Raw genomic sequence first — 24,174 nt, 5'->3', positions numbered from 1 at the left:
ACCATTATCATATGTAGCCCCAAAGTGGAAAGCTATTTCTCGTCACGCTGCTGAATGTGTTGAAATGAATGAACTTACCAATAACAAACGATATGAAAATAGAAAGAATCAATGACTGGTTTGCCCGTCAGGGCAGATGGATGGTACAAAAACGATGGCTTGTACTAAGCTTGTTTATCCTCGTCTTCGCCATAGGATTTACAGGGTTAAGATATTTCAAGGTGAGTGCTTCGTGGGAAAACTACTTCCTCGAAGACGACCCGATGCTTGTCAAGACCAAAGAATTCAAGGATATATTCGGCAATGACAATTTTGCCGCCGTACTGACCCAATGCGACAATTCGTTTATGAAAGAGAACTTAGAGCTCATCCGCGAACTCACGAACGAAATGATGGATAGCATTTCATACGCCGACAAAATCACTTCGCTCACTGACATCGAATTTATGGTAGGGAATGAAGAAGGAATGACTATCGAGCAGATAGTGCCTGACCTTATTCCCACTGATGCGGCAAGTCTGGAAACGATACGTCGCAAAGCCTATATGAAGCCACATATTGCCGAGCGGCTTGTCTCCAAAGATGGTACGCTCTCGTGGATTATTCTCAAGTTGCGTACCTTTCCTAAAGATTCAGTGTGGAATAAAGGTAAGAATGCCGTTTCTCCTGAAGTGCTAACGGGGAATGAGCTGGAGCATATCATCACTAAAGACAAATACCAAAAGCTCCATCCCAAAGGCACAGGCTTGCCCTACGTTACCGCCATGAAGATGAAATGGATTGGCAAAGAGATGCCCCGTGTGATGGGCATTGCCGCACTCGTTTCCATTCTTATTTTGTTACTCATAACACGCTCCCTACGGGGCGTTGTCGTTCCACTTATCACGGCGGCAGGCTCAATTGTGATTGTGTATGGACTGTTGGGATATGTCGGCATGACGATAGACAGCGGTATGATGATGATACCTATGCTGTTGGCGTTTGCCGTCTCGATAGCCTATAACATACATATCTTTTCCTATTTCAAACGGCAATTCCTTCTACACGGAGAACGTCGACGAGCCGTAGAAGAGACCGTGGGTGAAATGGGCTGGCCTGTGTTGTTCAGTGCACTCACCACCTTTGCCGCCCTGCTGTCGTTTCTCGCTATTCCGATGCAGCCCATGCGGTTCATTGGTATCGCTACCTCCTCGTGCGTGATGCTGGCTTTCTTCATTGCCATTACACTGATGCCCGTGCTGTTGAGTTTTGGCAAGAACGGCAAACCTCATCCCAAAGTGCAGGAAACCGGCGGACGGTGGCTCGACCATCAACTGGGGCGTTTGGGAGAAAGCGTACTCCGGCATGGCACATTGATCCTATGGATTGCAGGGCTGCTTACCGCAGCACTCATTTATCAATTCACCAAGATAGAGACCGCCTTTGACATAGAACGCACCATGGGACGTAAAATAGCCTATGTAAACAATCTGCTGGAAGTAGGTGAAAGCGAACTGGGATCCATCTACACCTACGACGTCATGATAGACCTGCCCGAAGACGGCTTGACAAAATCGCCGGCAATGCTTGTACGCTTAGACTCTCTGGCACAAAAGGCCGAAAGCTATAAGCTAACCAAGCGAACGACTACAGTGCTGAATATCCTAAAAGACCTGAATCAAACCCTGCACGAAGGAGATGCGGCTTATTATCGTATTCCGACGAATCCGGAAGAGGTGGCACAACTGCTGCTCCTTTACGAGAATGCAGGCGGTAGCGAAGCGGAATATTGGATCGATTACGACTATCGACGTTTGCGCCTGATGGTGGAGATCAGCAGTTTTGACTCCGGCGAGGTAGAACGAGAGTTGAACGATATTGCAGCCAATGCCGCCAGGCTCTTCCCCGAAGCTTCTGTCACTACAGTGGGTAGTATTCCGCAATTTACCGTGATGATGCAGTACGTGGCTCGCGGGCAGATGGTTTCATTTGCCATCTCTCTCCTTATTATCGGCATCCTAATGATGTTGGTCTTTGGCAGTGTACGCATCGGGCTTATCGGTTTGATACCCAATATCACTCCGGCTTTGGTGGTCGGCGGACTGATGGGATGGCTGGGCTACCCGTTGGATATGATGACCGCAACCATTATGCCGATGATCCTCGGTTTGGCTGTCGACGACACCATTCACTTCATCAACCACGGGCATTTGGAGTTCGACCGTCGAGGTAATTATCGGGATGCCATTCTCCGCTCGTTCCGTACGATCGGGACACCAATCATTCTGACCAGTGTCGTGATATGTGCGAACTTCGCTATTTACATGACTTCCGAAGGCCTCTCTTTTATACACATGGGTCTGCTCTCCGTAGCGGGTATCGTATCGGCACTCGTGGCCGACCTCTGCGTTACACCCGTGTTATTCCAAAAGTTCCGGTTATTCGGGAAAGAGATAGAAACCAATGAAACAATCAATTAATATGAATACATTAAAGAAACTTCAATTTTACATGGGCAAACGCAAGGTGCTTATGCCCATAGCCCTGACACTGTCGGGATTAAGCGGTCTGCTCTCGCTTATGCCGTTCATCTTCATTTGGCTTATCGTACGCTCGCTACTATTGACTGGCAGCGTTGCCTCAGGAATCCCTATCAACGTCTATGCATGGTGGGCGGTAGGCACAGCCGTTGCCGGCCTTGTCATTTACTTTGCCGGGCTGATGCTTTTGCACTTAGCGGCGTTCCGGGTAGAAACCAATATGCGACGTACGGCTATGAGAAAAATCATGCAGATGCCGCTTGGCTTCTTCGACCGGAATACCAGCGGACAGATGCGTAAGATTATTGATGAAAATGCTTCTGAAACCCACACGTTTGTCGCACATCTCTTGCCCGACCTGGCGGGGAGTTTTATAGCCCCGCTGTCGGTTATAATATTGATCTTCGTCTTCAACTGGCAACTTGGTCTGGCGTGCCTGATCCCCCTCACGGCGGCTGTCTTCATCATGACACGGATGAATACAACTGCTCAGAAGGCGTTCCAAAATGAATACCTCGGAGCACAAGAGCATATGAGCAGCGAAGCGGTGGAATACGTACGTGGTATTTCGGTGGTGAAAGTGTTCCAGCAAACGATATTCTCTTTCAAACGTTTTTACGACAGCATCATCGCCTACCGGGATTTAGTTACCAAATACACGCTGGGTTGGCAAAAGCCGATGTCACTCTACACGGTGGCCATCAATAGCTTTGCTTTCCTACTTGTCCCCGTAGTCATATTGCTTATCGGCAACAAAAGCGAAAACATTGCCCCCATCATCACCGATATGTTCCTGTATGTGCTGATTACTCCGGTGATAGCAACCAATGTGATGAAAGTGATGTATCTGCAACAAGATATGTTTCTGGCAGATCAAGCCATAAGCCGGGTGGAAAACCTGACGAGTAGCGAACCACTCCCAATAGCCGAAAATCCGGAGAAAATCACCGCTTGCGATGTGACATTCGAGAACGTTTCGTTTGCCTATCCCAATGCCGGTCAAAATGCCGTAGACGGTATCAGCTTCCACCTCCCCGAAGGGAAGACTTTTGCCCTTGTGGGGCAATCGGGAGGAGGGAAGACCACCATTGCCCAACTCATTCCCCGCTTTTGGGACGTATCAGCAGGTAGTGTGACGATTGGCGGAATAAATGTGAAAAACATTGCCAAAGACAACCTGATGAACCACATCGCTTTCGTCTTCCAGAATACAAAACTCTTCAAGACCTCTTTGCTGGAGAACATCAAATACGGTAATCCGGCAGCGAGTGATGAAGCCGTGCAACGTGCCATAGACCTTTCCCAAAGTCGGGAGATCATCGACCGGCTACCCAACGGATTGAACACGAAGATAGGAGTAGATGGAACATTCCTTTCGGGAGGGGAACAGCAACGCATTGTCTTGGCCCGGGCCATCTTGAAAGATGCGCCGATTGTTGTCCTGGACGAAGCAACAGCTTTTGCCGACCCCGAAAACGAACACCTGATACAAAAAGCCCTGCACGAGCTGAGAAAAGGAAAGACAGTGTTGATGATCGCCCATCATCTGACTAGCGTACAGGATGCCGACAAGATACTGGTGATAGCACAAGGCAAGATTGCCGAAGAAGGCACACACAGCGAGTTGATAGCCCGAAACGGCATCTATAACAGCATGTGGAATGAATATCAACGAACCGTGACATGGACGGTATAAACCTCAGGAGACAACATTATGAATATTAGTAAATATTTTCAACACAGATTCACCTTATCGGAAGACGGGGCAAAGACCTTTATAAAAGGGGTTATAGCTTCTCTTTTTCTCAACCTGGCACTGATGCTGCCGGTAATCTTCATCTTTCTGTTCATCACCGATTACCTGCACCCTGTTATCCAAGCCGGGAACAGCACGACGCACGGGCTCTGGTACTACGTGCTGACGGCTCTCTGTTTTATGACGGTACTCTTTGTGATTGCGATGATACAGTACAAGAGCACCTACACGAAAATCTATACCGAGAGTGCCAACCGTCGTATTGGCATTGCCGAGAAGCTGCGTAAATTGCCTTTGGCTTTCTTCGGAGAAAAGAATCTTTCGGATCTCACCGCTACGATGATGGAGGATTGTAACATGTTGGAAACCCTCTTCTCTCACACAGTTCCACAACTCTTCGCCTCTGTCATCAGCATTATCTTGATTGCCACCGGGATGTTCTTCTACAACTGGCAACTGGCCCTTGCTCTCTTTGGGGTCGTACCGGTAGCGACAACGGTCATCTTCTTAGGAAAAAGGCTTATGGATAAAGCTAATAAGGAGTACTATCACGTAAGGCGTGATACGACCGAGCAGATACAGGAAGGGCTTGAAGCGGCGCAGGAGATTAAATCGTACAACGGAGAGGCAGCCTATTGCGACCGTTTAGACAAACAGCTCGAGATATATGAAGCCACTCTGCAGCGAGGCGAATTTCTCGGAGCGGGGCTTGTGGGCAGTGCACAGTCTATCCTGAAACTTGGTTTGGCAAGCGTTATCATTGCGGGAGCTTATTTACTTGGTTTGGGCAGCATCGACATGTTCACTTACTTGGTCTTCCTGCTCGTTGTAGCCAGCATCTACAACCCCATCATGGACGTGTTCAACCATATGGCGACACTGATACTACTCGATGTGCGTATCGACCGCATACGTGAGATGAACGACATGCCCGCACAGCAAGGCGATGAGGATTGCACGGTAGAGGGTTACGACATCTGTTTTGACAAGGTCGATTTTGCTTACGAGACAAGCAAGCAGGTGCTGCGCAACGTCTCTTTCACTGCCAAGCAAGGCAAAGTAACGGCACTTGTGGGACCTTCGGGGGGAGGCAAAAGCACTTCGGCAAAATTAGCTGCCCGCTTTTGGGATATTCATGGCGGAAAGATCACACTTGGCGGACGGGACATCTCAAAAATAGATCCCGAAATGCTCTTGAAAAACTATGCCGTAGTCTTTCAGGACGTGTTGCTTTTCAACGCTTCCGTCATGGACAACATCAAAATCGGGAAGAAAGACGCTACCGAGGAAGAGGTGAAAGCGGTAGCACGTCTTGCCCGTTGCGATGAGTTCATCGCCCGGCTGCCCAACGGTTACGACACCTTGATAGGCGAAAACGGAGAATCGCTATCGGGAGGCGAACGCCAACGCATATCCATTGCCCGTGCGCTTCTCAAAGATGCTCCTGTCATCCTCTTGGACGAAGCAACGGCAAGTCTGGACGTAGAGAACGAAACGTTGATACAGGCCGGTATATCGGAGTTGATCAAGAACAAGACCGTCGTCATCATCGCACACCGTATGCGCACCGTTGCCAACGCTCATCATATCGTGGTGCTGAAAGACGGAACCGTCGCAGAACAAGGAGCACCCGACGAACTGCTTGCCCGAAACGGCGAATTTGCCCGCATGGTAGCACGGCAGAAGGAGACCGGAATATAAATCGAATCAATCAGAATCAATTATAAAGAAAAAGGACAAATGAAGAGATCAATCGCAGTAGTAGCCATGCTTGTGGTGGGGTTCGCTGCCACAACATGCGCACAAACGGGCAGAGAGATTGCCCAAAAGGTAAAAGACCGTCCCGACGGCGATACCCGTCGGTCTGAAATGGTTATGACGTTAATCAACAAACGCGGAGCGGTGCGCGAACGCAAGCTCATTTCCTACTCCATCGATGTGGGCAAAGAAAAGAAAGACCGCAAGAGCATCATGTTCTTCCAATATCCCGGCGATGTAAAGGGGACGGGCTTCTTGACGTGGGATTATGATGAGCTAAACAAGGACGATGACAAATGGCTCTATCTGCCCGCCATAAAGAAAACGCGCCGTATCAGCGGTTCGTCTGCCAAGCAAGACTACTTTATGGGTAGCGACTTTACCTACGACGACATGGACAGCCGCAACGTGGACGAGGATACGCACACGCTCCTGGGCGAAGAAACCGTCGACGGACAGAAGTGCTGGAAACTGGAATCCTTGCCTAAGGACAAGCGTGATATTTACTCCAGGAAAACGGCCCTGATACGTCAGGACTGTCTGATACCTGTCAGGGTGGAATATTACGACAAGATGGGCAAGCTGCACCGTCGTCTCGAGATGTCGGATATTGCCAAGGTAGAGGGCTTCTGGGTAGCCCGGAAGATGCACATGACCAACGTGCAAACCGAGCATCAGACGGTTCTCGAAATCAAGAATCCGACGTACAACATTCCCATGGAGGAGAGCAAGTTTAACGTGACCACGTTAGAGAAAGGCAGGTTCTGATGAAAGCGTTCAATCGTCTTTCCGCGGGGCTTTGCCTCTCGGTCTTTCTGTTTTGCCCCGTGCATGGAGTTTGGGGACAAGGAGCGGGCGAATCGTCGTGGCAGCTCAAAGGCCTTGTCGACACCTACCACGCCTTCCGCTCCGAAAAGCCGAACGATTGGATGTCTTCCCGTACCCGACTCAGGGGCGAGGTCGGCAAAAACTTCGCAGGCTCTTCGCTCTTCGTCTCGTTCAACGCTACCTACAACGCCTTGCTGAAAGAGCGCACCGGCTTTGAACTGCGGGAAGCATACCTTGACCATCGGCAGGAGCACTGGGGCTTTCGTCTCGGGCGACAACTTGTCATCTGGGGTGCGGCCGACGGCGTACGTATCACCGACCTCGTCTCACCCATGGATATGACCGAGTTCTTGGCGCAAGACTACGACGACATCCGCATGCCCGTCAATGCCCTGCGGTTCTTCGTCTTCAACGACAAGATAAAGCTCGAACTGCTTGCCGTTCCCACTTTCGAAGGATACAAGCTGCCCACCGATGCCGCCAATCCGTGGAGCGTGTTGCCTAAAGAAACACCCCGGTCCCTTGTCTGGGACGCGGAGGGAAGCCGCCCCGAGCTACGCCTCTCCAACGTAGAATACGGGGGCAGGCTCTCTTTCGCCCTGCCGGGGGTAGACTTCTCGCTTGCCGCGCTGCATACGTGGAACAAGATGCCCGTCATCGAGTACAAACCATCGGGCTCCCAACTTACGGTTTCGCCCCGATACTACCGCATGGGATTCGTCGGAGGCGATGTCTCAAAGCCCTTGGGACAGTTCGTGCTGCGCGGCGAAGCGGCCTTCAACCTCGGGAAGCATTTCAGCTACATACAGCAAGCCGCCTCCACCCCTCAAAAAGGATTCAACACCATCAATTGGTTGGTGGGGGCCGACTGGTATGCCCCTCATGAATGGACAGTGATGGCTCAGTTCTCTTCCGAGAGTATTTTCAAGTACGAAAGCTACGTCGCACAGCCCCGCCATAATTCGCTCCTTACGCTCTGCGTGTCGAAGAAGTTACTGGACAGCAACTTACAGCTTTCCGACTTCACCTATTTCGACCTCAACCACAAGGGCTGGTTCAGCCGTTTCACGGCTGACTATGCCCTGAACGACCACATCCACCTCTTGGCAGGCTACGACTGGTTCGGAGGAAGCGAGGGTATGTTCGGCCCGTATAAGCACAATTCGGAAGTATGGGCAAAGGCTAAATACTGCTTTTGAGATCCACACCATTTTAATAACCATAAACAAAATTTGAAAAGATTATGAAGAAGACATACGACAGCAGTTAAAGAGAATGCGGACTTAAGCAATCGGAATCGTTTAAGTTAAACGGTGAAAGACGTTCCAATGGAGCGATCAAAGCCGTTTACTGAAGCTGTTTAAGTAGAACAGCAAAATTATTCAAAGTATAACCATCAAAAACATCAAAAGTCATGTTACTATACAACGTAAAAAAAGAAGAGATGCGCATCGGTAAACACAAGGGCAAAACCATGTATTACGCCTCTCCCATTGCACAAGACAAGATTACCACCAAGCAGCTAGAGGATCGGATTGTCAATGCCACAGCCCTGAGCCGTGCCGACGTGCGGTCAGCCATCACCGCCTTGGCGAAAATCGTACGTGAAGAGATGCTCAGCGGCAGAACCGTTGACCTGGCCAACCTCGGGTCATTTAAGGTTGTATCCAACGGGAAACGCGTGGAAACGGAAAAAGCCGTTACCGCCGAAACTCTCAAAACACCACGCATTCAGTTTTTTCCCAAACTCGAAATGCGCAATCAGGCAAAAAACGTACAGCATGTGGTGATACGTGAAAGCGAGGCCGGATCGGCTAAACCGAGTCCGAATCCCGGAGATTTGCCCGAAGCACCCGATTCTGCTCTTTAATATTCATAACAAGAAACAATGAAGCAGCAAGTATTATTTTTCTTTTTCACGCTGATGCTCACAGGTATCAGCGTGTCCGCCCAAACAGGTGGAGGACGGATTGCAGGCGTGGTCATCGACAATGCAGGCGAAGAACCACTGCCCGGCGCAACCATCTTCATCGAAGAGCTGAAAAAGGGCATTGTGACAGACGGGCATGGCGAGTTCTTACTTTCCGATGTTCCCGCAGCCACTTATACGCTTACTGTAAGGTTTATAGGCTACCACACGCAAACCCGCAAGCTCACGGTGGGTAAAGAGAGAGGGAAAAAAATCATCATCCGCCTAAAAGCCGAAGCAAAATCGTTGGACGAGGTGGTAGTGATGGGTAAGAGCGAAGCCCGTAAGTTACGGGAGCAGGCCATGCCCATATCCGTTATCAGCATGAACCAGATACAAGGAACGGTTAACAATGTACAAGACATTCTGGCAAAAACCGCCGGAATCACCGTGCGTGCCACGGGTGGAACGGGCAGTACCTCTCGCATATCGGTGCGCGGACTGGAAGGCAAACGCATCGGGCTTTTCATTGACGGGAATCCGATGAACGACAATTCCGATTTTATCGACATCAATGATATTCCGGTCGAAATGATCGACCGCATCGAGATATACAAAGGAGTTGTCCCTGCCAAGTTCGGAGGTTCTGCCGTAGGTGGTGCGGTCAATATTGTCATCAAAGAGTATCCGCCTAAATATTTGGACGTGAACTATTCTTACGGCAGTTTCAATACGCACAATGCATCCGTTGTGAGCAAGATGAACATTGCCCCAAAAGGAATCGAGTTCGGGCTGGGAGGTTTTTATACCTATGCCGACAACGACTACAAGATGAAGTCTCCTTTTCAAGAGGGGCTTACTATAACCCGCGATCACGACAAGTTTAAAAAAACAGTCATCGGCGGTAGCTTTAAGGCACGGAAGTGGTGGTTTGACTTGGTGGAGTTTGAACCCGTTTTCATACATACTTACAAAGATATACAGGGGATAGAATCGAACATCCGGCATGCACACAGCCATTCCAACGCCTTTATTTTCGCCAATAAGATGGAGAAAGAAAACTTCCTCTTAGACGGCCTGGACTTGGACTGGCAGCTGGGGTATATCTATACCGACTATCATTTTGCCGATACCGCCTCGCACCGCACACATTGGGATGGAACGCATTATCCGGCAGTTTCCGAATTCGGCGGCGAAATCGGCAAATGGGCTTCATTATTGACGAATGAAAAGCATCAATTGCAGCACAAATTGAATCTCAACTATCTTGTCAATGAGAACCATTCGGTAAACTTCAACTCTTTGCTGAAATACGCTCATGCCAACCCTCGTGATGGGATGAAGGACAAGGTCATAGGTTATCGTACCGACTTTCCAAGCAATATGTTCAGTTGGGTGGCAGGCTTGAATTACGACTATCGCACCTCGAACGATAAGTTCCTTAACTCTTTCAACGTCAAGTATTACTACTACTCGATGAAAACGCGGATGGCAAGTGTCCTGGTAAAGACAGCAGAGGATATAGACACACACAAGAATGATTTCGGCATCAGCAATGCACTTCGCTACCGCATCACACCCAGTCTGATGGCAAAAGCTTCGTTCGGATATGATGTAAGGCTTCCATCGGAAGAGGAACTGTTGGGTGATGGATACGTGATAGCTCCTGCCGGCAATCTCACTCCCGAACGCAATATAAGTGTCAACATAGGAATGTTATTCGATTTAACTGGAAAAGCCTCCTCTAACTTACAGATTGAACTGAACGGATACTATATGCATCTCAAAGACATGATTCGCTTTACGGGCGGATTCTTGCAGTCGCAGTATCAGAACTTCGGCGAGATGCGGACTCTTGGTATGGAAGCAGAGGTGAAAGCCGACATGACACGGTGGCTCTATGGCTATGTGAACGCCACTTACCAAGATCTGCGAGATGTGCGTAAGTATGAACAAAATACAACTGTTGCCAACCCTACCAAAGGTAGCCGTATGCCCAATATACCCTATCTGATGGCAAACGCAGGATTGGAGTTTCACAAAGAAAATCTGTTCGGAGGCAGCGGGATGAATACGCGCATATTCACCGATGCTTCATTTGTGGAAGAATATCTGTACGACTTCGAACAAAGCCAATTCCAGCAGCATCGCATACCTCGAGCCCTCTCGTGCAATATAGGCTTTGAGCAAAGCTTTGGCAATGGGCGCTACTTCATTATGGGAAAAATAAACAACCTGACCGATACAAAAATGATCAGCGAGTTTAACCGTCCTTTACCCGGACGTAGCTTCACTATCAGATTCAGATACGTATTTAAGTAACAAATTAACAATCATTAAACAAAAAAAGAAATGAAAAAGAATGTATTTTTTGTAGCAGCGATATTCGCTGCATTGTGCCTTAACTCATGTGACAAGAATGATCCGGACAATCCTATTGCAGGAGGTTCGGGAAAGATTCTCCTAACAACAGCCCTACCCAATGCAACAGGTATGGATGGAACGGTTTATATGCAACTCATTGATGAGCCTGTATTAGGCAAGACGATGGCTACCAATAACAACAATGGTATAAATGTTCCCTTTGGCAGTTCTTATCCTATGATAATAGGTCAGGAAGTCTATGTCTTCCCAAGCTATCATTTGACAATGGACAAAAACGAACTGATTAAATACCGTCGCACGAATGGAATTTTACAAAGAGAGGGAAGCTTGCAATTGCCTGCCAATAACAGTGCCAACAATCTTGTCAAACTATCTTCCACAAAAGCCTATCTATCGCTTGCCGGACTAGGACTGATTTACATATTTAATCCCGAAACGATGCAGAAGACAGGAGAGATCAACCTGACCTCTTTGGGTATTCAAGATAATAATCCGGACATCGGAATCATGATTGAGCGTGACGGATATGTGTTTGCTGGTCTAAGCCAGATGGTGGGAGGTTGGACAAGCCCTGAGAATTACAAACAAGCAGATGTAGCCGTCATTGACACCAAGACGGACAAGTTGGTCAAGATGATTTCAGAGAAAACCAGTGGTTTTTCTCAAGCCACACGTCCGATCGACCCCAGGTCTTTATTCATGGATGAAAAAGGCGATATATACATTTCTTGTCTCGGGAACTTCGGAATGGTGGCAGGTCATAAGGCCGGCATACTTCGGATTAAGAAAGGAGAAACAGACTTTGATCCAACATACCATTGGACGATAACCGGAGCTTCTATCGAAGGAGAAGAGAAAGTAGCTGGTTTTGCCGCTTCAATTTGTTATGCAGCCAATGGCAAAGCCTACGGATACATTGATATTCCCGGTTATTACAAACCAGGAGAAACGGGACATGGCGCTATAGCGAGCCGAGCTGTAGTCTTTGATTTATACAATCAGAAGATGAAGAAAATAGAAGGATTGGATTTGTCCAATGGCTATGGCGTGTTAGTGTCTAAATATAAAGACGGTTTGGCAATCGCCAATGCTTCAACGACAACAAAAGGCATCTATTATCTCAATCCTCAGACAGATAAGATTAATCCTATTCCTATGATAACCACCATAGGAAATCCCATGGCTATAGAGTGGTTCGGCAACTAAACTTATAACGCGAGTTCGGGATAGCCTCCTTCCAAAAATAAAGAGGGTGTCCGACTGATGAAGTGACCCCAAAAATTTGGACTGGTTAAACACTATCCAGTTATAGAAAGAGTTCGGTATTGTACTGGACTCTTTCCTTTTAACCGGGACTTAATTCTTTTATTATTATAATAATCTATATATCCTTCCAAAGCCTTTGTGAAGTCTTCCGGAGACTCGAACTTTTCAGCGTATAGAAGTTCAGATTTCATAATTCTGAAAAAATTCTCCATCATAGAGTTGTCCAGACAGTTTCCCTTTCTCGACATACTTTGAATTATATGATGCTCTTCAAGCCTTTTCCGATATCCGAAGTGTTGGTATTGCTAACCTTGATCAGAATGAAGTACGAGTCCGTCAAGGTTATCACACTTATCAAATGCTTTATCGAGCATGTCATATACTTGTTCAAGATGAAGTGCACCCTCTTACATTTTATTTTTTTAGGAATATCCCCAAATAACTTGATGTCTGCTTTAACGATAGAACCTGTTAGGTGTTTGCAGCGGACATCACCATAACCCATTGCCATTACCACTACTTCTTGCAGTTGTTGTGAGCCCTCTCTTAAGTTGATGAAAAACTTCCGCTAATTGTTTACCGGAACTTCTTGTGTTTGATAACCAATGAATGAAATGACCAAGGTTTCTTCGGAAGATACATTGGCTAATGCAGTCGGTGATACAACCGTTGCTTGTACCTTTTACGAAGACTGACGCACCGGTAACCAGACCGAAATCATCATTCACGGTACCGGAAATGCTTAGCTAGAAATAGCTTGTGAGCTGATTCTATTTTAAAATATAAATGTTAGTTTTATGTTAGATAATTCCGGATACTTTAATCTTAAGAATTTGATTATAATACATATATAAATTTATTTGTTAGATTTAAAGTTTTTTTTTATAACTGTAAAATACAGATTTAGCCTTATATTTACAATATGATATTATTGATTTTATCTAGTAAAAAAGCTTTTGCATTATAAGGACATTCAATTCTTCTTCCAGAATTGTAGTATATGTTTTATAATCATACCAATAAGATAAAAAAGATAATGGTCAAAATAAAGCTCTCAAAACAAAATACTTGTTGTTCAATTATCTTATAATAGTAAAAATGAATTTGTTGATTCCGCAAAAGAGTTTGTATCAGATGTTGAGGTTTCAACAATATTAAATATTACTTTTATTTATAGTAACTAATTTGCATTAATATGAGAAAGGTATTTATTCTTTTGTTTATTTCTTTAGCATTGTTATCCTGTCAAAAAGAGGAAAACAATAGAAAAACAGAGTATCAAGTATTAACAAGTAAGGACGCATCCAAACCGTTTAGCTGTCTTGGAGAGAAACGTATTATTACGATTACGATTATAAAAAAAACATTAATAGATGATGTTTTAAGTTCAGAGGTTCCGATTATTCCCAGGGATGTTTCGGTAGAATTTGATAAAACTCTTTTTTCTGATATAGAAACAAAAGTGGAGGGCGATCAGGTAGTATTAAATATAACCTCAAATATTAATAAAGAAGATAAAATTTTGAATGCTGATTTACAGATTTCTTACTCTACTATTAATGGCATAAAAGTAGAAAAAATTCCACTAATTATAGATAAAGGAAAGTTGACATTTGTGTATAAAATCCATTCGGAACAGAATCCTTTTATTCTACCAGCTGAAGGTGGTAGATTTGAGTCACCTTTTACTTGTAAAAAACAGACATATTTGAATGGCCAGTTTATAGAGGAAACTTATTCATCATTAAACGGATTGAGATTTAAAACGATAAGTAGTGGTAATGTCTGGTTCCTTACAGTCAGAAAAGACGGAGAAAAAATTGGTTTTTACAAATTTTCTTTTGTGGGAGAAGGACCATATAACCAAAAAACAGATCCAGAGTGCTATTTTAACATATATACCCATGATGCAGATTTAATTACAGATAATCCTACAGAAATATTCAGACAAGATTTTATACAACCCCAGACCCCGGGTGAGGATTATTATAAACCTTCCCGGTCCTCTTATAAACATGGCACTTTTGACTTTTAACGTATTCAGTATTAACCTTAATTATATTAATTATAAAACAGTATACACGTTTGTTGATTTTGACAATTATGTTTTTAACTTCATATTTCGATGACAGAGAAGTAATGAAACAAGAATCTTCGCCACCATCTTTAGTAAAAAAAACTCGGCTTATCGTAACTAGTGTATATTCACTACTTTCTATATACTAATGCACTTCTTAATGTAGGTTATGTAGTAATTCATTATTTGAAAGCTGATAAAATATTTTTTTTTGAATATTTTATCAGCTTTGTATATTGCATAATATGATATAAATGAGATTTATTTTTGCTGCCTCTTGGCACGCAGCATTTCTGCCGCCTTCATTTCCGTCCAACGCTCGAAGTCCTCCACCTCTTTCCTTATTTTCCGTATCAGTTTCCTGTCCCTGTTCCACTCGAAGCAGTTCTCCAGTATGTCAAGCACCTTAGCGTCCATTCCCCCGTCACAGACAGCTTCCCCAACAAAACCCGTTAAATCATTGTGTTAATATATATTTCATGTATCTTTGCGGCATAGATATCTGTTGTGAAACAGGAATCTGCTTATATTATTCTTGCTTGTGACAAGCCGGAATCTTATAACTTAGTACAAAATAAAAAAATAAAAGAGGAGAGCTTCCGTTCTATGGAGCTCCTCTCACTTTTTATCTCTAGTGCCCGACTGCCTTTTATCTTTCTACTTTCCCAAAAGGAGTATCCTTCCCGCCAGCATACAGCACAGCGAAAACAGTATAGCCACTAAATTCTTCTCATTTGTGCAACCCCTTCTGTATTCATCTTCCAACCTTGTATATCGCTACCGAGATAGAAAATGGACAGATGCACAGCTGGTACGTCAATTATCAATACCAATATATACCAGTTCATACGTTCTCCCCAATAAAAAGATCCCCTAATTTATTTCTAGTTCACAGTCCAAATTTATACTTTCCTGTAAAATACAGGATATAGTCAAGTCTTCAAAGTTTTTCCCCTAAAGACACAGAAATATTACAAAAATCAATTATCACATTATATCTTATTTCTGATGATACAAAAGGAGATGGCAATCTATTTTTTAATTCTTTAGATGACATAAAGAATGCCTTTAAAATTAATTATTCAGAATCTAATTTGGGACTTCCTATTTTTTGTAAGGGATATTACAAAAAACAATTCCGTTTTTACTTTAACTATAAGTTCTGGTAGGGACCATCCAAACATGTTACCAGACCAACAAGACCAAGGGGAAGAGTTTAGAAGGATGTATTACAGCTACTAAAGATGATAAATGCCAAAACCAAATTCATTGCAATTGGAATTGGGGTAACAGTTATTTTTTATTTTTAGTTCAATCAAGCCGGGAAGAATGATTAATAATAAAAGAATCAAGTCTTTAAAGGAAGATATCAATAAATAACTCTTGCAACATGCAGTTTCTTTCTGGCTGAATTTGCGACTCTGGAGCTATATTCTGAGGAACGGTTTGGCGGCGGAATATGCCGTTAAACCGTCCGGTTTTCGTTAAACGAAAACACAACTTGCTGTCCCCTCTACGGGGACAACGTTTTTAAGTAGAACTGTAGATTGCCCCGACTGGTGCCTCCCTCCCGATGGCAACCTCTCCCGATTTCGGTCTGCTTCTTCAGGAAAGTTGGCGTTTTTTACCAATATTCCGGAGGCGGAATAGGCTGTAGCTTCCTGTAATAGTAGAGCATTCTACGATTATCCGACACATCAGATGGCTTCTTTTTCGTGATAATTGAATATTCAGAGAACTGAATATTTTGATAATCGGATAATCCGAATACTATTATATCTGTAGTCTCTTGGAATGTTACACAGTGACAACTGAATAATTGGCGTTTTGGATATTGCTATATTTGTATAATGGATAAGCAATTATAAAAGACTACAATTATAATAGGCTGTTATTATACATTCCCCATCAGAGAGAAAGTTCCTTGAGCCTGCTGCCGTCCAGCCGGTGAACGGATACCGTATCGTCACAGTAAATAGCGAATGTTGGCATGTTCCCGTCCTTCGGGAAAGTGATGGAGCCGGTATTGCAGACCGCTGTATGCTCAGTCCGTTCAAGTTTCCACCGGTGGGTGTGACCATAAAAAAGACAATCGAACCTTCCCTTCGGCAGTCTGTCCTCATTGTAGATATGTCCGTGGGTGAGAAAGAAACGTTTTCCATTATCCACCAACAGGGTGTAATCGGACAGGATGGGAAAGTCCAGCAGCATCTGGTCCACCTCCGAATCACAGTTTCCACGGATGGCGACAATCTCACCGGCCATCGCATTGAGACGTTCTGCGATCCCTTTCGGGTCAAGTCCTTGAGGTATCCCGTTCCGGGGACCATAATTCAGGATATCTCCCAAAATACAAAGCATTCCGCATTGCTGCTCCCTGTAAAATGCCAGCACTTGTTCCAGTGCCGGTAACGAGCCATGTATGTCGGACACAATCAGGTATTTCATCATAATCTATTCGTTACGGGTTAAGTTTTCAATGCACAAAAATAAGCATAATTATCTAATCTCCCTAACCGGGGAAACGATGAGAAAAAAAGACAGGTTCCCTGAACTGTAGATTGCTGTATTGCTGTCCTTGTAGATTGCTGCAATGTTATAATCGGATACATAAAATAAGGGTATTTAGCCTTAGCTAAACTAAGCTAACAGTCTGACAATAAGGCTTCTAATACTATGACATGTGGGTTTATTATGCTACCTTAGTGGTATAATAATAAAGGATAAAAAGCTATGAACGAACAAGTTAGAAATATCTTAGAACAGAGTACCACCAAGACGAGCAAGATTGAGCAGCTGCTCCGTCTGGGCCTGATGCGCAGGGAAATTGCCGATTTGGTGACACGTGGCAACTATGGTTTTGTATATAATGTTGAGAAGAAAATGCTTGAAAGAGAAGGTGGAGTCTTGCTGAACAGGGCAGCAACCACCCTGATGGATTACACCTTCACCCACAAGTTCGGTATTGAGATTGAAGCCTATAACTGTAATATGGAAAGACTGGCACGCGAATTGAGGGAGGCCGGTATCCATGTTGCCGTTGAGGGTTATAACCACACGACCAGGGATCATTGGAAGCTGGTGACGGACAGCAGCCTGCAGGGAAATAATACTTTCGAGCTGGTCAGCCCGATACTGGTGGGTGAGAATGGCCTGAAAGAGCTGGAAACGGTATGCTGGGTGCTTGACATCTGTAATGCAAAAGTGAATGACAGTTGCGGGTTCCATGTCCATATGGATGCGGCTGGTTTCAATCTGGACACCTGGAAGAATCTGACTTTGACCTACAAGCATCTCGAACACCTGATTGATGCCTTTATGCCAAGGACACGCCGGAACAATACCTACTGCAAAACCCTCTCCGGTGTTTCCGACGAGAGAATCAAATCGGTAAGGACGATAGACGGCCTGCGGGAGGTCTTTAATAATGACCGATACCACAAGGTCAATTTTGAGGCTTATTCTAGGCACCGGACCGTTGAGTTCCGCCAGCATTCCGGTACGACCAATTTCACAAAGATGGAGAATTGGATCCGGTTCTTGAACGGATTAATTACCTTTGCGAAAAGATCCAGCCTTCCCAGCCGGATGACATTGGAGGAGTTACCCTTCCTGGACGGGAAACAGAAATTATTTTTTAAACTTAGAACTAAAAAGTTAGCGGTATGATACAGACTTATCATTTGCTGGATGGCGGTCAGATAACCGCCGCCAGCCCGGAAGAGTTCGTCCGGCTGCTCCGTGAGGGGAGCCGGTTCGACTATGATTGCACGGATCAGGAGTATATGGAGAACTTTGCCCGGCGTTACGGGGAGCTGCATGGCGTGTCAGTTGCCACCGATACCCCTGAACATTTCCTGACGGACTTGCAAGCCGCCGGTTACGTCCGGTAACCGGTATCGCTCCTTTATTATTAGTCCCTGCTTCAAAGATGAGGCAGGGATTTTTCTTTTTTCATTGCAACCTTTCCTGTCTGCCTGACGGCGTTTCCTCCTGTCAATTCCTGACTATCCATGACTATCCGTGACAGGGTATTTCATCTTTTCCCGGCATTCCTTTCTTTTGCAGTGTAGAACGATATACAATTATAAGCATTACAGTTTTACAGCATTATATTTTTATCTGATTATATAAAGAAAGCGTATGAAAAAAGAACCGTTATTAATTGCCTTTGCCAGCCAGAAAGGAGGAGTCGGAAAGTCTGCCTTCACAGTTCTGGTGGCCAGTATCCTTCACTACCAGAAAGGTTTGAAGGTGGGTGTCGTGGATTGCGACTCCCCCCAGCACAGCATCTCCCGGATGCGTGACCGGGACATAGAAAGCGTGCAGGAAAGTGATTTTCTCAAAGTGGTCCTCTACCGGCAGCATGAACAAATCCGGAAACGTTCCTATCCGGTAATCAAAAGCAATCCGGAGAAAGCGATAGAAGACCTGTACCGCTACATCGAAGAGCAGGATGCCGTCTTTGATGTCGTACTGTTCGACCTTCCGGGAACCCTCCGCAGCGAAGGGGTTGTCCATACCATTTCCGCAATAGATTACATTTTCATCCCCCTAAAGGCCGATAATGTCGTCATGCAGAGTTCCCTCCAGTTTGCCGAGGTGGTGGAGGAAGAACTGATTGCCAGGCACAACTGTAACCTGAAAGGCATCTATCTTTTCTGGAACATGGTCGACAAGCGTGAACGGACAGAAAGCTACGAGTCCTGGAACCGTGTCATACAAAAAGCGGAGTTACACCTGCTGGAGTCACGGATACCGGATACCAAACGCTATAACAAGGAGTTGAGCTCCCTGAAGAACAGTATCTTCCGTTCCACACTGTTCCCTCCCGACAACCGCCAGATAAAAGGTTCGGGTCTCTGTGAACTGATAGAGGAGTTATGTGCCGTAACACATCTGGATGCCTCCCATACCTTATAATAAAAGGAATTATGGACAGCGGAAAAAAGAAATTTGACCCTCGGAGCATTGATGAGAAGGCCATATTGGATATTGTCGCCAGGAAAGGGACGATACGACCGGACTCCCCTGCAACGAGTGTATCCCCTAAGCCGGAGGATACGGCAGAGGAGATTGCCGGGAGTAGCGAAGCTCCGGTCTTTACCACCGGGGAAATCGACGCTTACAGGGCATCCTTCCTGAATACGGTCAGGACCAAATCCCGTAAATCATTGCATATCGATGCCGACCTGCATCGCCGCATCTCTTCCTTGGTATGGGCGGTGGGACGTGGCGAGGTGACCGTAGCCGGTTTTGTAAACCAGGTGCTGGCACATCATTTCGAAGAGAACGGCGGATTGATAAACGCTGTGCTGGAGAAGTATTACCAATCACTAAAATCATAAGGACATGGAATACCTTTTTATTATCCTGTTCATCTATGCCTCTTACCTGAGCATTGAAAAGTATGTGCATACAGGCAGCATTTTCACATGGAGAGGCAGAAAGGACAAGAAGGAACGTCGGACTGCACCTGCCGCCATCCATCCGGCAATTGCTCCGTCTCAGGCGGGAATAATAGGCAAAAGCCGATACCAAATGCGACATTCACTGACAATAGATGACAATAGCGGACAGCCTGAATCAGGCATAGAAAAGAGTGATACCTTTACTCCCGAAAAGAAAACAGAGCCGGTTCTCCGAGTACACGAACCCCTTGATAAGAATACGAAATTCCCGGAAGTTCCGGCTCTTTTTCAAAAACTGAATTATCCTGAAATTGATTATATGCAGGAGCCCTCTCCTTCTTCCGGTGAAGAAAAAGAGGAGATTCCCGAACGCTACGAGATTACGGGATACGTACAGCGGAGCAATCCCCACCGGGCAACCGGTGTCACCTTTGACGATATGGATATGATTGAGAAAGCAATGGCATCGGACGAACTTACGGAAGCGGAACAGGAACAGGCCCGGCAGACTTTCCAAAAGCTGGAAGGCACGAACATGGAAAGGGTACTGCAGGCGAGCGTCTTGGGAAGCAGCGATAAACTGAAACGCTATATGCGTTTGTATGTAGACCGGGGTGAACCCCATTTATTGACTGGAAAGAATAGGGACGACATTCTCCGGGAATTTGATATTACGGAGCATGTGCCCCAATAAAATAGAACAAGTAAGGAATATGAGACAGTATTATGATTCCGGTTGATCCGGGTGCAGCGAGTTTTAAAACAGAATGTATAACCTAAAAAGACGAAAAAGCATGATAGATTTCTTTGACTCCGGTTGATCCGGGCAGGACGGGTTCTTGAAACGTAGTGTATAACCTGTTAAAAGGAAGATATAGATATATGAGAGGCTTCTATGATTCCGGTTGATCCTTACCCTTTACCGGAGCGAACATTAAAAGAGTGATTAACCCCTTAAAAACGGAGGTATCTATGATTGGTTACTATGACTCAGGTTGATCCTAAAAAGACATCGTGGTTGCAAGGACAAATCCGCAGGCAGGAAACTTCCTGCGGTTTGTTTGAAACAAGGTTTTTATTCACATTAAAAAATTAGATTGTATATGAAAAGACATTTTAAAAAGACGGTTGCTCTTATCGCATGAATAGCTGTTTCCACCCTGAGTGCCTATGCCGAAGGGGACGGAAGTGCCGGTATAACAAAGGCCACATCCATGCTTACCGGTTATTTTGACCCCGCCACCAAGTTGATATATGCGGCAGGGGCTATTGTGGGGCTGATAGGTGCCATTAAGGTATATTCGAAGTTCAGTAGCGGCGACCCCGACACCGGTAAAACCGCCGGGAGCTGGTTTGGAGCCTGCGTCTTCCTCATCGTCGCGGCGACAGTCCTTCGTTCCTTCTTCCTGTAATATAGCAGGCTATGGAATACAATATCAACAAGGGAATCGGACGCAACGTGGAATTCAACGGCTTGCAGGCACAATACCTGTACTTTTTTGTCGGGGGCTTGCTGGCCATTTTCCTGCTGTTCGTCATCTTCTATATGATAGGTATTGACCGGTGGTTCTGTATCGGTTTCGGTGTCCTCTCCGCTTTCTCTCTGCTCTTCGGGGTGTTCCACCTGAACAAGAAGTATGGTCCCAACGGCTTGATGAAGCTGGCCGCAGTCAAGTACCACCCGTCCTATATCATCAATCGCAAACGTATATCTTCCTTATTTAAAAAACGCATTCATGAGAAATATATTAAAAGCCGCAACGCTGGAAAGTAAGTTTCCAATCCTGTCCGTGGAGGAAGGGTGCATTCTCTCCAAAGACGCGGACGTGACCATCGGCTTCAAGGTCTTTCTTCCGGAGCTGTTCACGGTCACTTCCGCAGATTATGCATCCATGCACGGCACATGAACAAAGGCAGTCAAGGTACTGCCGAATTATACGATAGTACACCGCCAGGACTGGTTTCTGAAAGAAAATTACAAGGCCGACACGCAGAAAGACGGGATGAGTTTTTTGGACCGTTCTTTCGAACTTCATTTTAATGAACGGCCTTTCCTAAATCATTTCTCTTACCTGTTTATCACCAAGACGACTAAGGAACGCAGCCGCAGCCAGAGCAATTTCTCCATCCTCTGCCGGGGGAATATAATTCCGAAGGAAGTCCGGGACAAAGAAACGGTCAGCCTGTTTTTGGAGAGTGTCGACCAGTTCGAGCGCATCCTGAATGACTCGGCCTTTATCCGTCTGGAGCGGTTGACCACCGATGAGATAGTCGGCACACCGCAGCAGGCCGGATTGATTGAAAAGTATTTTTCTCTTTCGCAGCAGGACACGACCACACTGAAGGATATACAGATGAGCGCGTCGGAGATGCGCATCGGGGATGATATCCTCTGCGTACATACGCTTTCCGATGTGGATGATCTTCCCGGTTCCGTCCAGACGGATACCCGGTATGAGAAATACTCCACCGACCGCAGCGACTGCCGTCTAAGTTTTGCCGCTCCGGTGGGGCTAATGCTCTCCTGTAACCATATTTACAACCAGTTCCTGTTCATCGATGATTCGGCAGAAATCCTGCAACGCTTTGAGAAGACGGCACGCAACATGCACTCGCTTTCCAAATACAGCCGAGCCAACCAACTTAACAAGCAGTGGATTGATGCCTACCTGGACGAGGCGCATTCCTTCGGGCTGACCGCCATCCGTTGCCATTGCAATGTCATGGCATGGTCGGACAGCCGGGAGAAGCTCAAGGTGATAAAGAACGATACCGGTTCTGCTCTGGCCCTGATGGGATGCAAGCCCCGTTATAATACCATTGACGCACCTGCCTTGTATTGGGCAGGTATTCCGGGAGGCGAGGGCGATTTCCCTTCCGAGGAGTCCTTTTTCACTTTCGTCGAACAGGGAGTCTGCTTCTTTACGGAAGAGACGAACTATGCGGATTCCCTGTCGCCATTCGGTATCAAGATGGCAGACCGGACAAACGGGAAGCCCCTGCATCTGGATATTTCGGACGAACCGATGCGTCGTGGTATTACAACCAACCGTAACAAGCTGGTCATCGGGCCTTCCGGTTCGGGCAAGTCATTTTTTATGAACCATCTTGTGAGACAGTATTGGGAACAGAATACCCACATTATATTGATCGACATCGGTAACAGTTACAAGGGATTATGTGACCTGATTCACCAGCGCACAAACGGTGGGGATGGCATATATTATACGTATAGTGAAAAACATCCGATAGCTTTTAATCCATTTTTCACCGAAGACAAGGTCTTTGACCTGGAAAAGAAAGAGTCCATTAAAACGCTGATCATGTCGCTCTGGAAAAGGGATACGGAAGTCATTACCCGTGCCGAGGAAGTAGCACTCTCAATGGCGGTTAACCTGTTCCTTGAAAAGATAAAGGAGGACAATGAGCTGGTTCCTTCCTTTAATACTTTCTACGAGTTCGTACAGGGAGAGTTCCGTGGAATACTGGAGGAGAAGCATTACCGCGAGAAGGATTTCGATCTCACTAACTTTCTGAATGTATTGGCTCCTTATTATCGTGGTGGAGAGTACGATTATCTGCTGAACTCCGACGAGCAGCTCGACCTCTTGAACAAGCGTTTTGTGGTATTTGAAATTGACGAAATTAAGGAGCATAAAATTCTTTTTCCGGTAGTCACTGTCATCATTATGGAGGCTTTCATAAACAAAATGAGACGTTTGCATGGGGTGCGAAAGATGATAGTTGTAGAGGAGGCTTGGAAGGCAATCGCACGTGAAGGCATGGCTGACTATATAAAGTTTTTATGTGCGCCCGTAAAGGTTGCATCGTAAATATCTCTTTGGCAAGAGATTAGGAAAGTGTTCTTTGAAAATGACCTATCATCAGCCGACTTATTTGTTTAGGGAAAACTTAACCGAGCAGGGAGTGTAGCATGTCGGAAAAGTCATAAGTCAGTTAGTTACCAAACTGCGACTGAATGGCGAGATGAAAAGATAGATATGAGGATAAAGTCCGAATTGATTGAACGATAGTCCGAATGGTCCCCCTTGAGGCTATGGCGTAAGGTAACTATCAATCGCCATATCGTGATACTACTTCAGTGTATAGGAATGAAGGTAGCAAGAACTTATCACGACACAACCGCAGTAAGCGAGTAAAGGACGGAAGTCGTATCCGACAATCTATCATGCCAACAGTTACGATGTAATAAACGGGGATTACCTATCCCGAAGTGCCGAAAGGCTATTAGGTTCGACCTATGA

The 24,174-nt window shown here is 45.7% G+C and carries 19 protein-coding genes and 1 pseudogene; 17 read left to right on the top strand and 3 right to left on the bottom strand.

Translation table 11 applies throughout. From position 1 onward, the window contains the following. Positions 1–92 precede the first annotated feature (92 nt). The 8 genes from NBH14_RS14730 (at position 93) to NBH14_RS14695 (ending at position 12,361) form a co-directional block, all read left to right on the top strand. Positions 93–2,459 (top strand): efflux RND transporter permease subunit, encoded by a 2,367-nt coding sequence (locus tag NBH14_RS14730; RefSeq protein ID WP_055173478.1) that lies wholly within the window; start codon positions 93–95, stop codon positions 2,457–2,459. A 1-nt stretch (position 2,460) separates the two neighbouring features. Continuing rightward, positions 2,461–4,215: an ABC transporter ATP-binding protein gene (locus tag NBH14_RS14725; protein WP_004309913.1), complete on the top strand. Its 1,755-nt coding sequence runs from the start codon at positions 2,461–2,463 to the stop codon at positions 4,213–4,215. Positions 4,216–4,233: 18 nt separating this feature from the next. Beyond that, positions 4,234–5,976: an ABC transporter ATP-binding protein gene (locus NBH14_RS14720; protein ID WP_004309912.1), complete on the top strand. Its 1,743-nt coding sequence runs from the start codon at positions 4,234–4,236 to the stop codon at positions 5,974–5,976. Positions 5,977–6,015: 39 nt separating this feature from the next. After that, the gene (locus NBH14_RS14715) at positions 6,016–6,801 is read left to right on the top strand and encodes an outer membrane lipoprotein-sorting protein (RefSeq protein WP_250817598.1); all 786 of its coding nucleotides are present in this window, start codon (positions 6,016–6,018) and stop codon (positions 6,799–6,801) included. After that, the gene (locus tag NBH14_RS14710) at positions 6,801–8,060 is read left to right on the top strand and encodes a DUF1302 family protein (protein ID WP_004309910.1); all 1,260 of its coding nucleotides are present in this window, start codon (positions 6,801–6,803) and stop codon (positions 8,058–8,060) included. Before NBH14_RS14715 ends, NBH14_RS14710 begins: the two co-directional genes overlap by 1 nt. Before the next feature lie 215 nt (positions 8,061–8,275). Beyond that, positions 8,276–8,731: an HU family DNA-binding protein gene (locus tag NBH14_RS14705; protein ID WP_004318713.1), complete on the top strand. Its 456-nt coding sequence runs from the start codon at positions 8,276–8,278 to the stop codon at positions 8,729–8,731. An 18-nt stretch (positions 8,732–8,749) separates the two neighbouring features. Beyond that, the gene (locus NBH14_RS14700) at positions 8,750–11,092 is read left to right on the top strand and encodes a TonB-dependent receptor (RefSeq protein ID WP_004309908.1); all 2,343 of its coding nucleotides are present in this window, start codon (positions 8,750–8,752) and stop codon (positions 11,090–11,092) included. A 30-nt stretch (positions 11,093–11,122) separates the two neighbouring features. After that, complete coding sequence (locus tag NBH14_RS14695; protein WP_007761592.1) at positions 11,123–12,361, top strand: DUF4374 domain-containing protein; 1,239 nt, start codon at positions 11,123–11,125, stop codon at positions 12,359–12,361. A 92-nt stretch (positions 12,362–12,453) separates the two neighbouring features. On the opposite strand, the gene NBH14_RS28935 is transcribed toward NBH14_RS14695, so the two are convergent. Next, entirely contained in the window at positions 12,454–12,633 is a 180-nt protein-coding gene (locus NBH14_RS28935; protein WP_029425493.1) for an IS3 family transposase, read from the bottom strand. Between the two features lie 983 nt (positions 12,634–13,616). Here NBH14_RS28935 and NBH14_RS14685 point away from each other — a divergent pair. Then, positions 13,617–14,456 carry a hypothetical protein gene (locus NBH14_RS14685; RefSeq protein WP_004309905.1) on the top strand — a complete coding sequence of 280 codons (840 nt, stop codon included), beginning with the start codon at positions 13,617–13,619 and terminating at the stop codon, positions 14,454–14,456. Between the two features lie 303 nt (positions 14,457–14,759). Here the strand turns inward: NBH14_RS14685 and NBH14_RS14680 are convergent, their stop codons facing one another. Beyond that, positions 14,760–14,915 (bottom strand): hypothetical protein, encoded by a 156-nt coding sequence (locus NBH14_RS14680; RefSeq protein WP_004309904.1) that lies wholly within the window; start codon positions 14,913–14,915, stop codon positions 14,760–14,762. A 1,491-nt stretch (positions 14,916–16,406) separates the two neighbouring features. Next, positions 16,407–16,946 (bottom strand): phosphodiesterase, encoded by a 540-nt coding sequence (yfcE, locus tag NBH14_RS14675; protein ID WP_007217342.1) that lies wholly within the window; start codon positions 16,944–16,946, stop codon positions 16,407–16,409. 285 nt (positions 16,947–17,231) lie between these two features. Between yfcE and NBH14_RS14670 the strand changes: the two genes are divergently transcribed. The 8 genes and pseudogenes from NBH14_RS14670 to NBH14_RS14635 all read left to right on the top strand — a co-directional run. Continuing rightward, entirely contained in the window at positions 17,232–18,167 is a 936-nt protein-coding gene (locus NBH14_RS14670; protein WP_005680110.1) for an amidoligase family protein, read from the top strand. Next, positions 18,164–18,391: a hypothetical protein gene (locus NBH14_RS14665; protein WP_004309901.1), complete on the top strand. Its 228-nt coding sequence runs from the start codon at positions 18,164–18,166 to the stop codon at positions 18,389–18,391. The genes NBH14_RS14670 and NBH14_RS14665 overlap by 4 nt, the downstream gene beginning before the upstream one ends. A gap of 250 nt (positions 18,392–18,641) precedes the next feature. After that, positions 18,642–19,421, top strand: coding sequence for a ParA family protein (locus NBH14_RS14660; RefSeq protein ID WP_004309900.1), 780 nt, complete (start codon positions 18,642–18,644; stop codon positions 19,419–19,421). Between the two features lie 11 nt (positions 19,422–19,432). Next, a complete protein-coding gene (locus tag NBH14_RS14655; RefSeq protein WP_004309899.1) occupies positions 19,433–19,846 on the top strand; it encodes a DUF3408 domain-containing protein in 414 nt (137 codons plus the stop codon). A 4-nt stretch (positions 19,847–19,850) separates the two neighbouring features. Further along, positions 19,851–20,603 (top strand): hypothetical protein, encoded by a 753-nt coding sequence (locus tag NBH14_RS14650; protein ID WP_004309898.1) that lies wholly within the window; start codon positions 19,851–19,853, stop codon positions 20,601–20,603. A gap of 451 nt (positions 20,604–21,054) precedes the next feature. Then, positions 21,055–21,321, top strand: coding sequence for a DUF4134 domain-containing protein (locus tag NBH14_RS14645; RefSeq protein WP_029425492.1), 267 nt, complete (start codon positions 21,055–21,057; stop codon positions 21,319–21,321). Between the two features lie 11 nt (positions 21,322–21,332). Continuing rightward, positions 21,333–21,683 (top strand): DUF4133 domain-containing protein, encoded by a 351-nt coding sequence (locus NBH14_RS14640; RefSeq protein WP_007761616.1) that lies wholly within the window; start codon positions 21,333–21,335, stop codon positions 21,681–21,683. Then, positions 21,646–23,730: pseudogene (locus tag NBH14_RS14635) on the top strand (TraG family conjugative transposon ATPase); the annotation flags it as partial. The gene NBH14_RS14640 and the pseudogene NBH14_RS14635, both read left to right, overlap by 38 nt. Between the last annotated feature and the right edge of the window lie 444 nt (positions 23,731–24,174).

This window comes from Parabacteroides caecihominis (genome assembly GCF_023656785.1).
Lineage (GTDB): Bacteria > Bacteroidota > Bacteroidia > Bacteroidales > Tannerellaceae > Parabacteroides > Parabacteroides segnis.
This window is presented reverse-complemented; position numbering and strand designations above follow the sequence as displayed.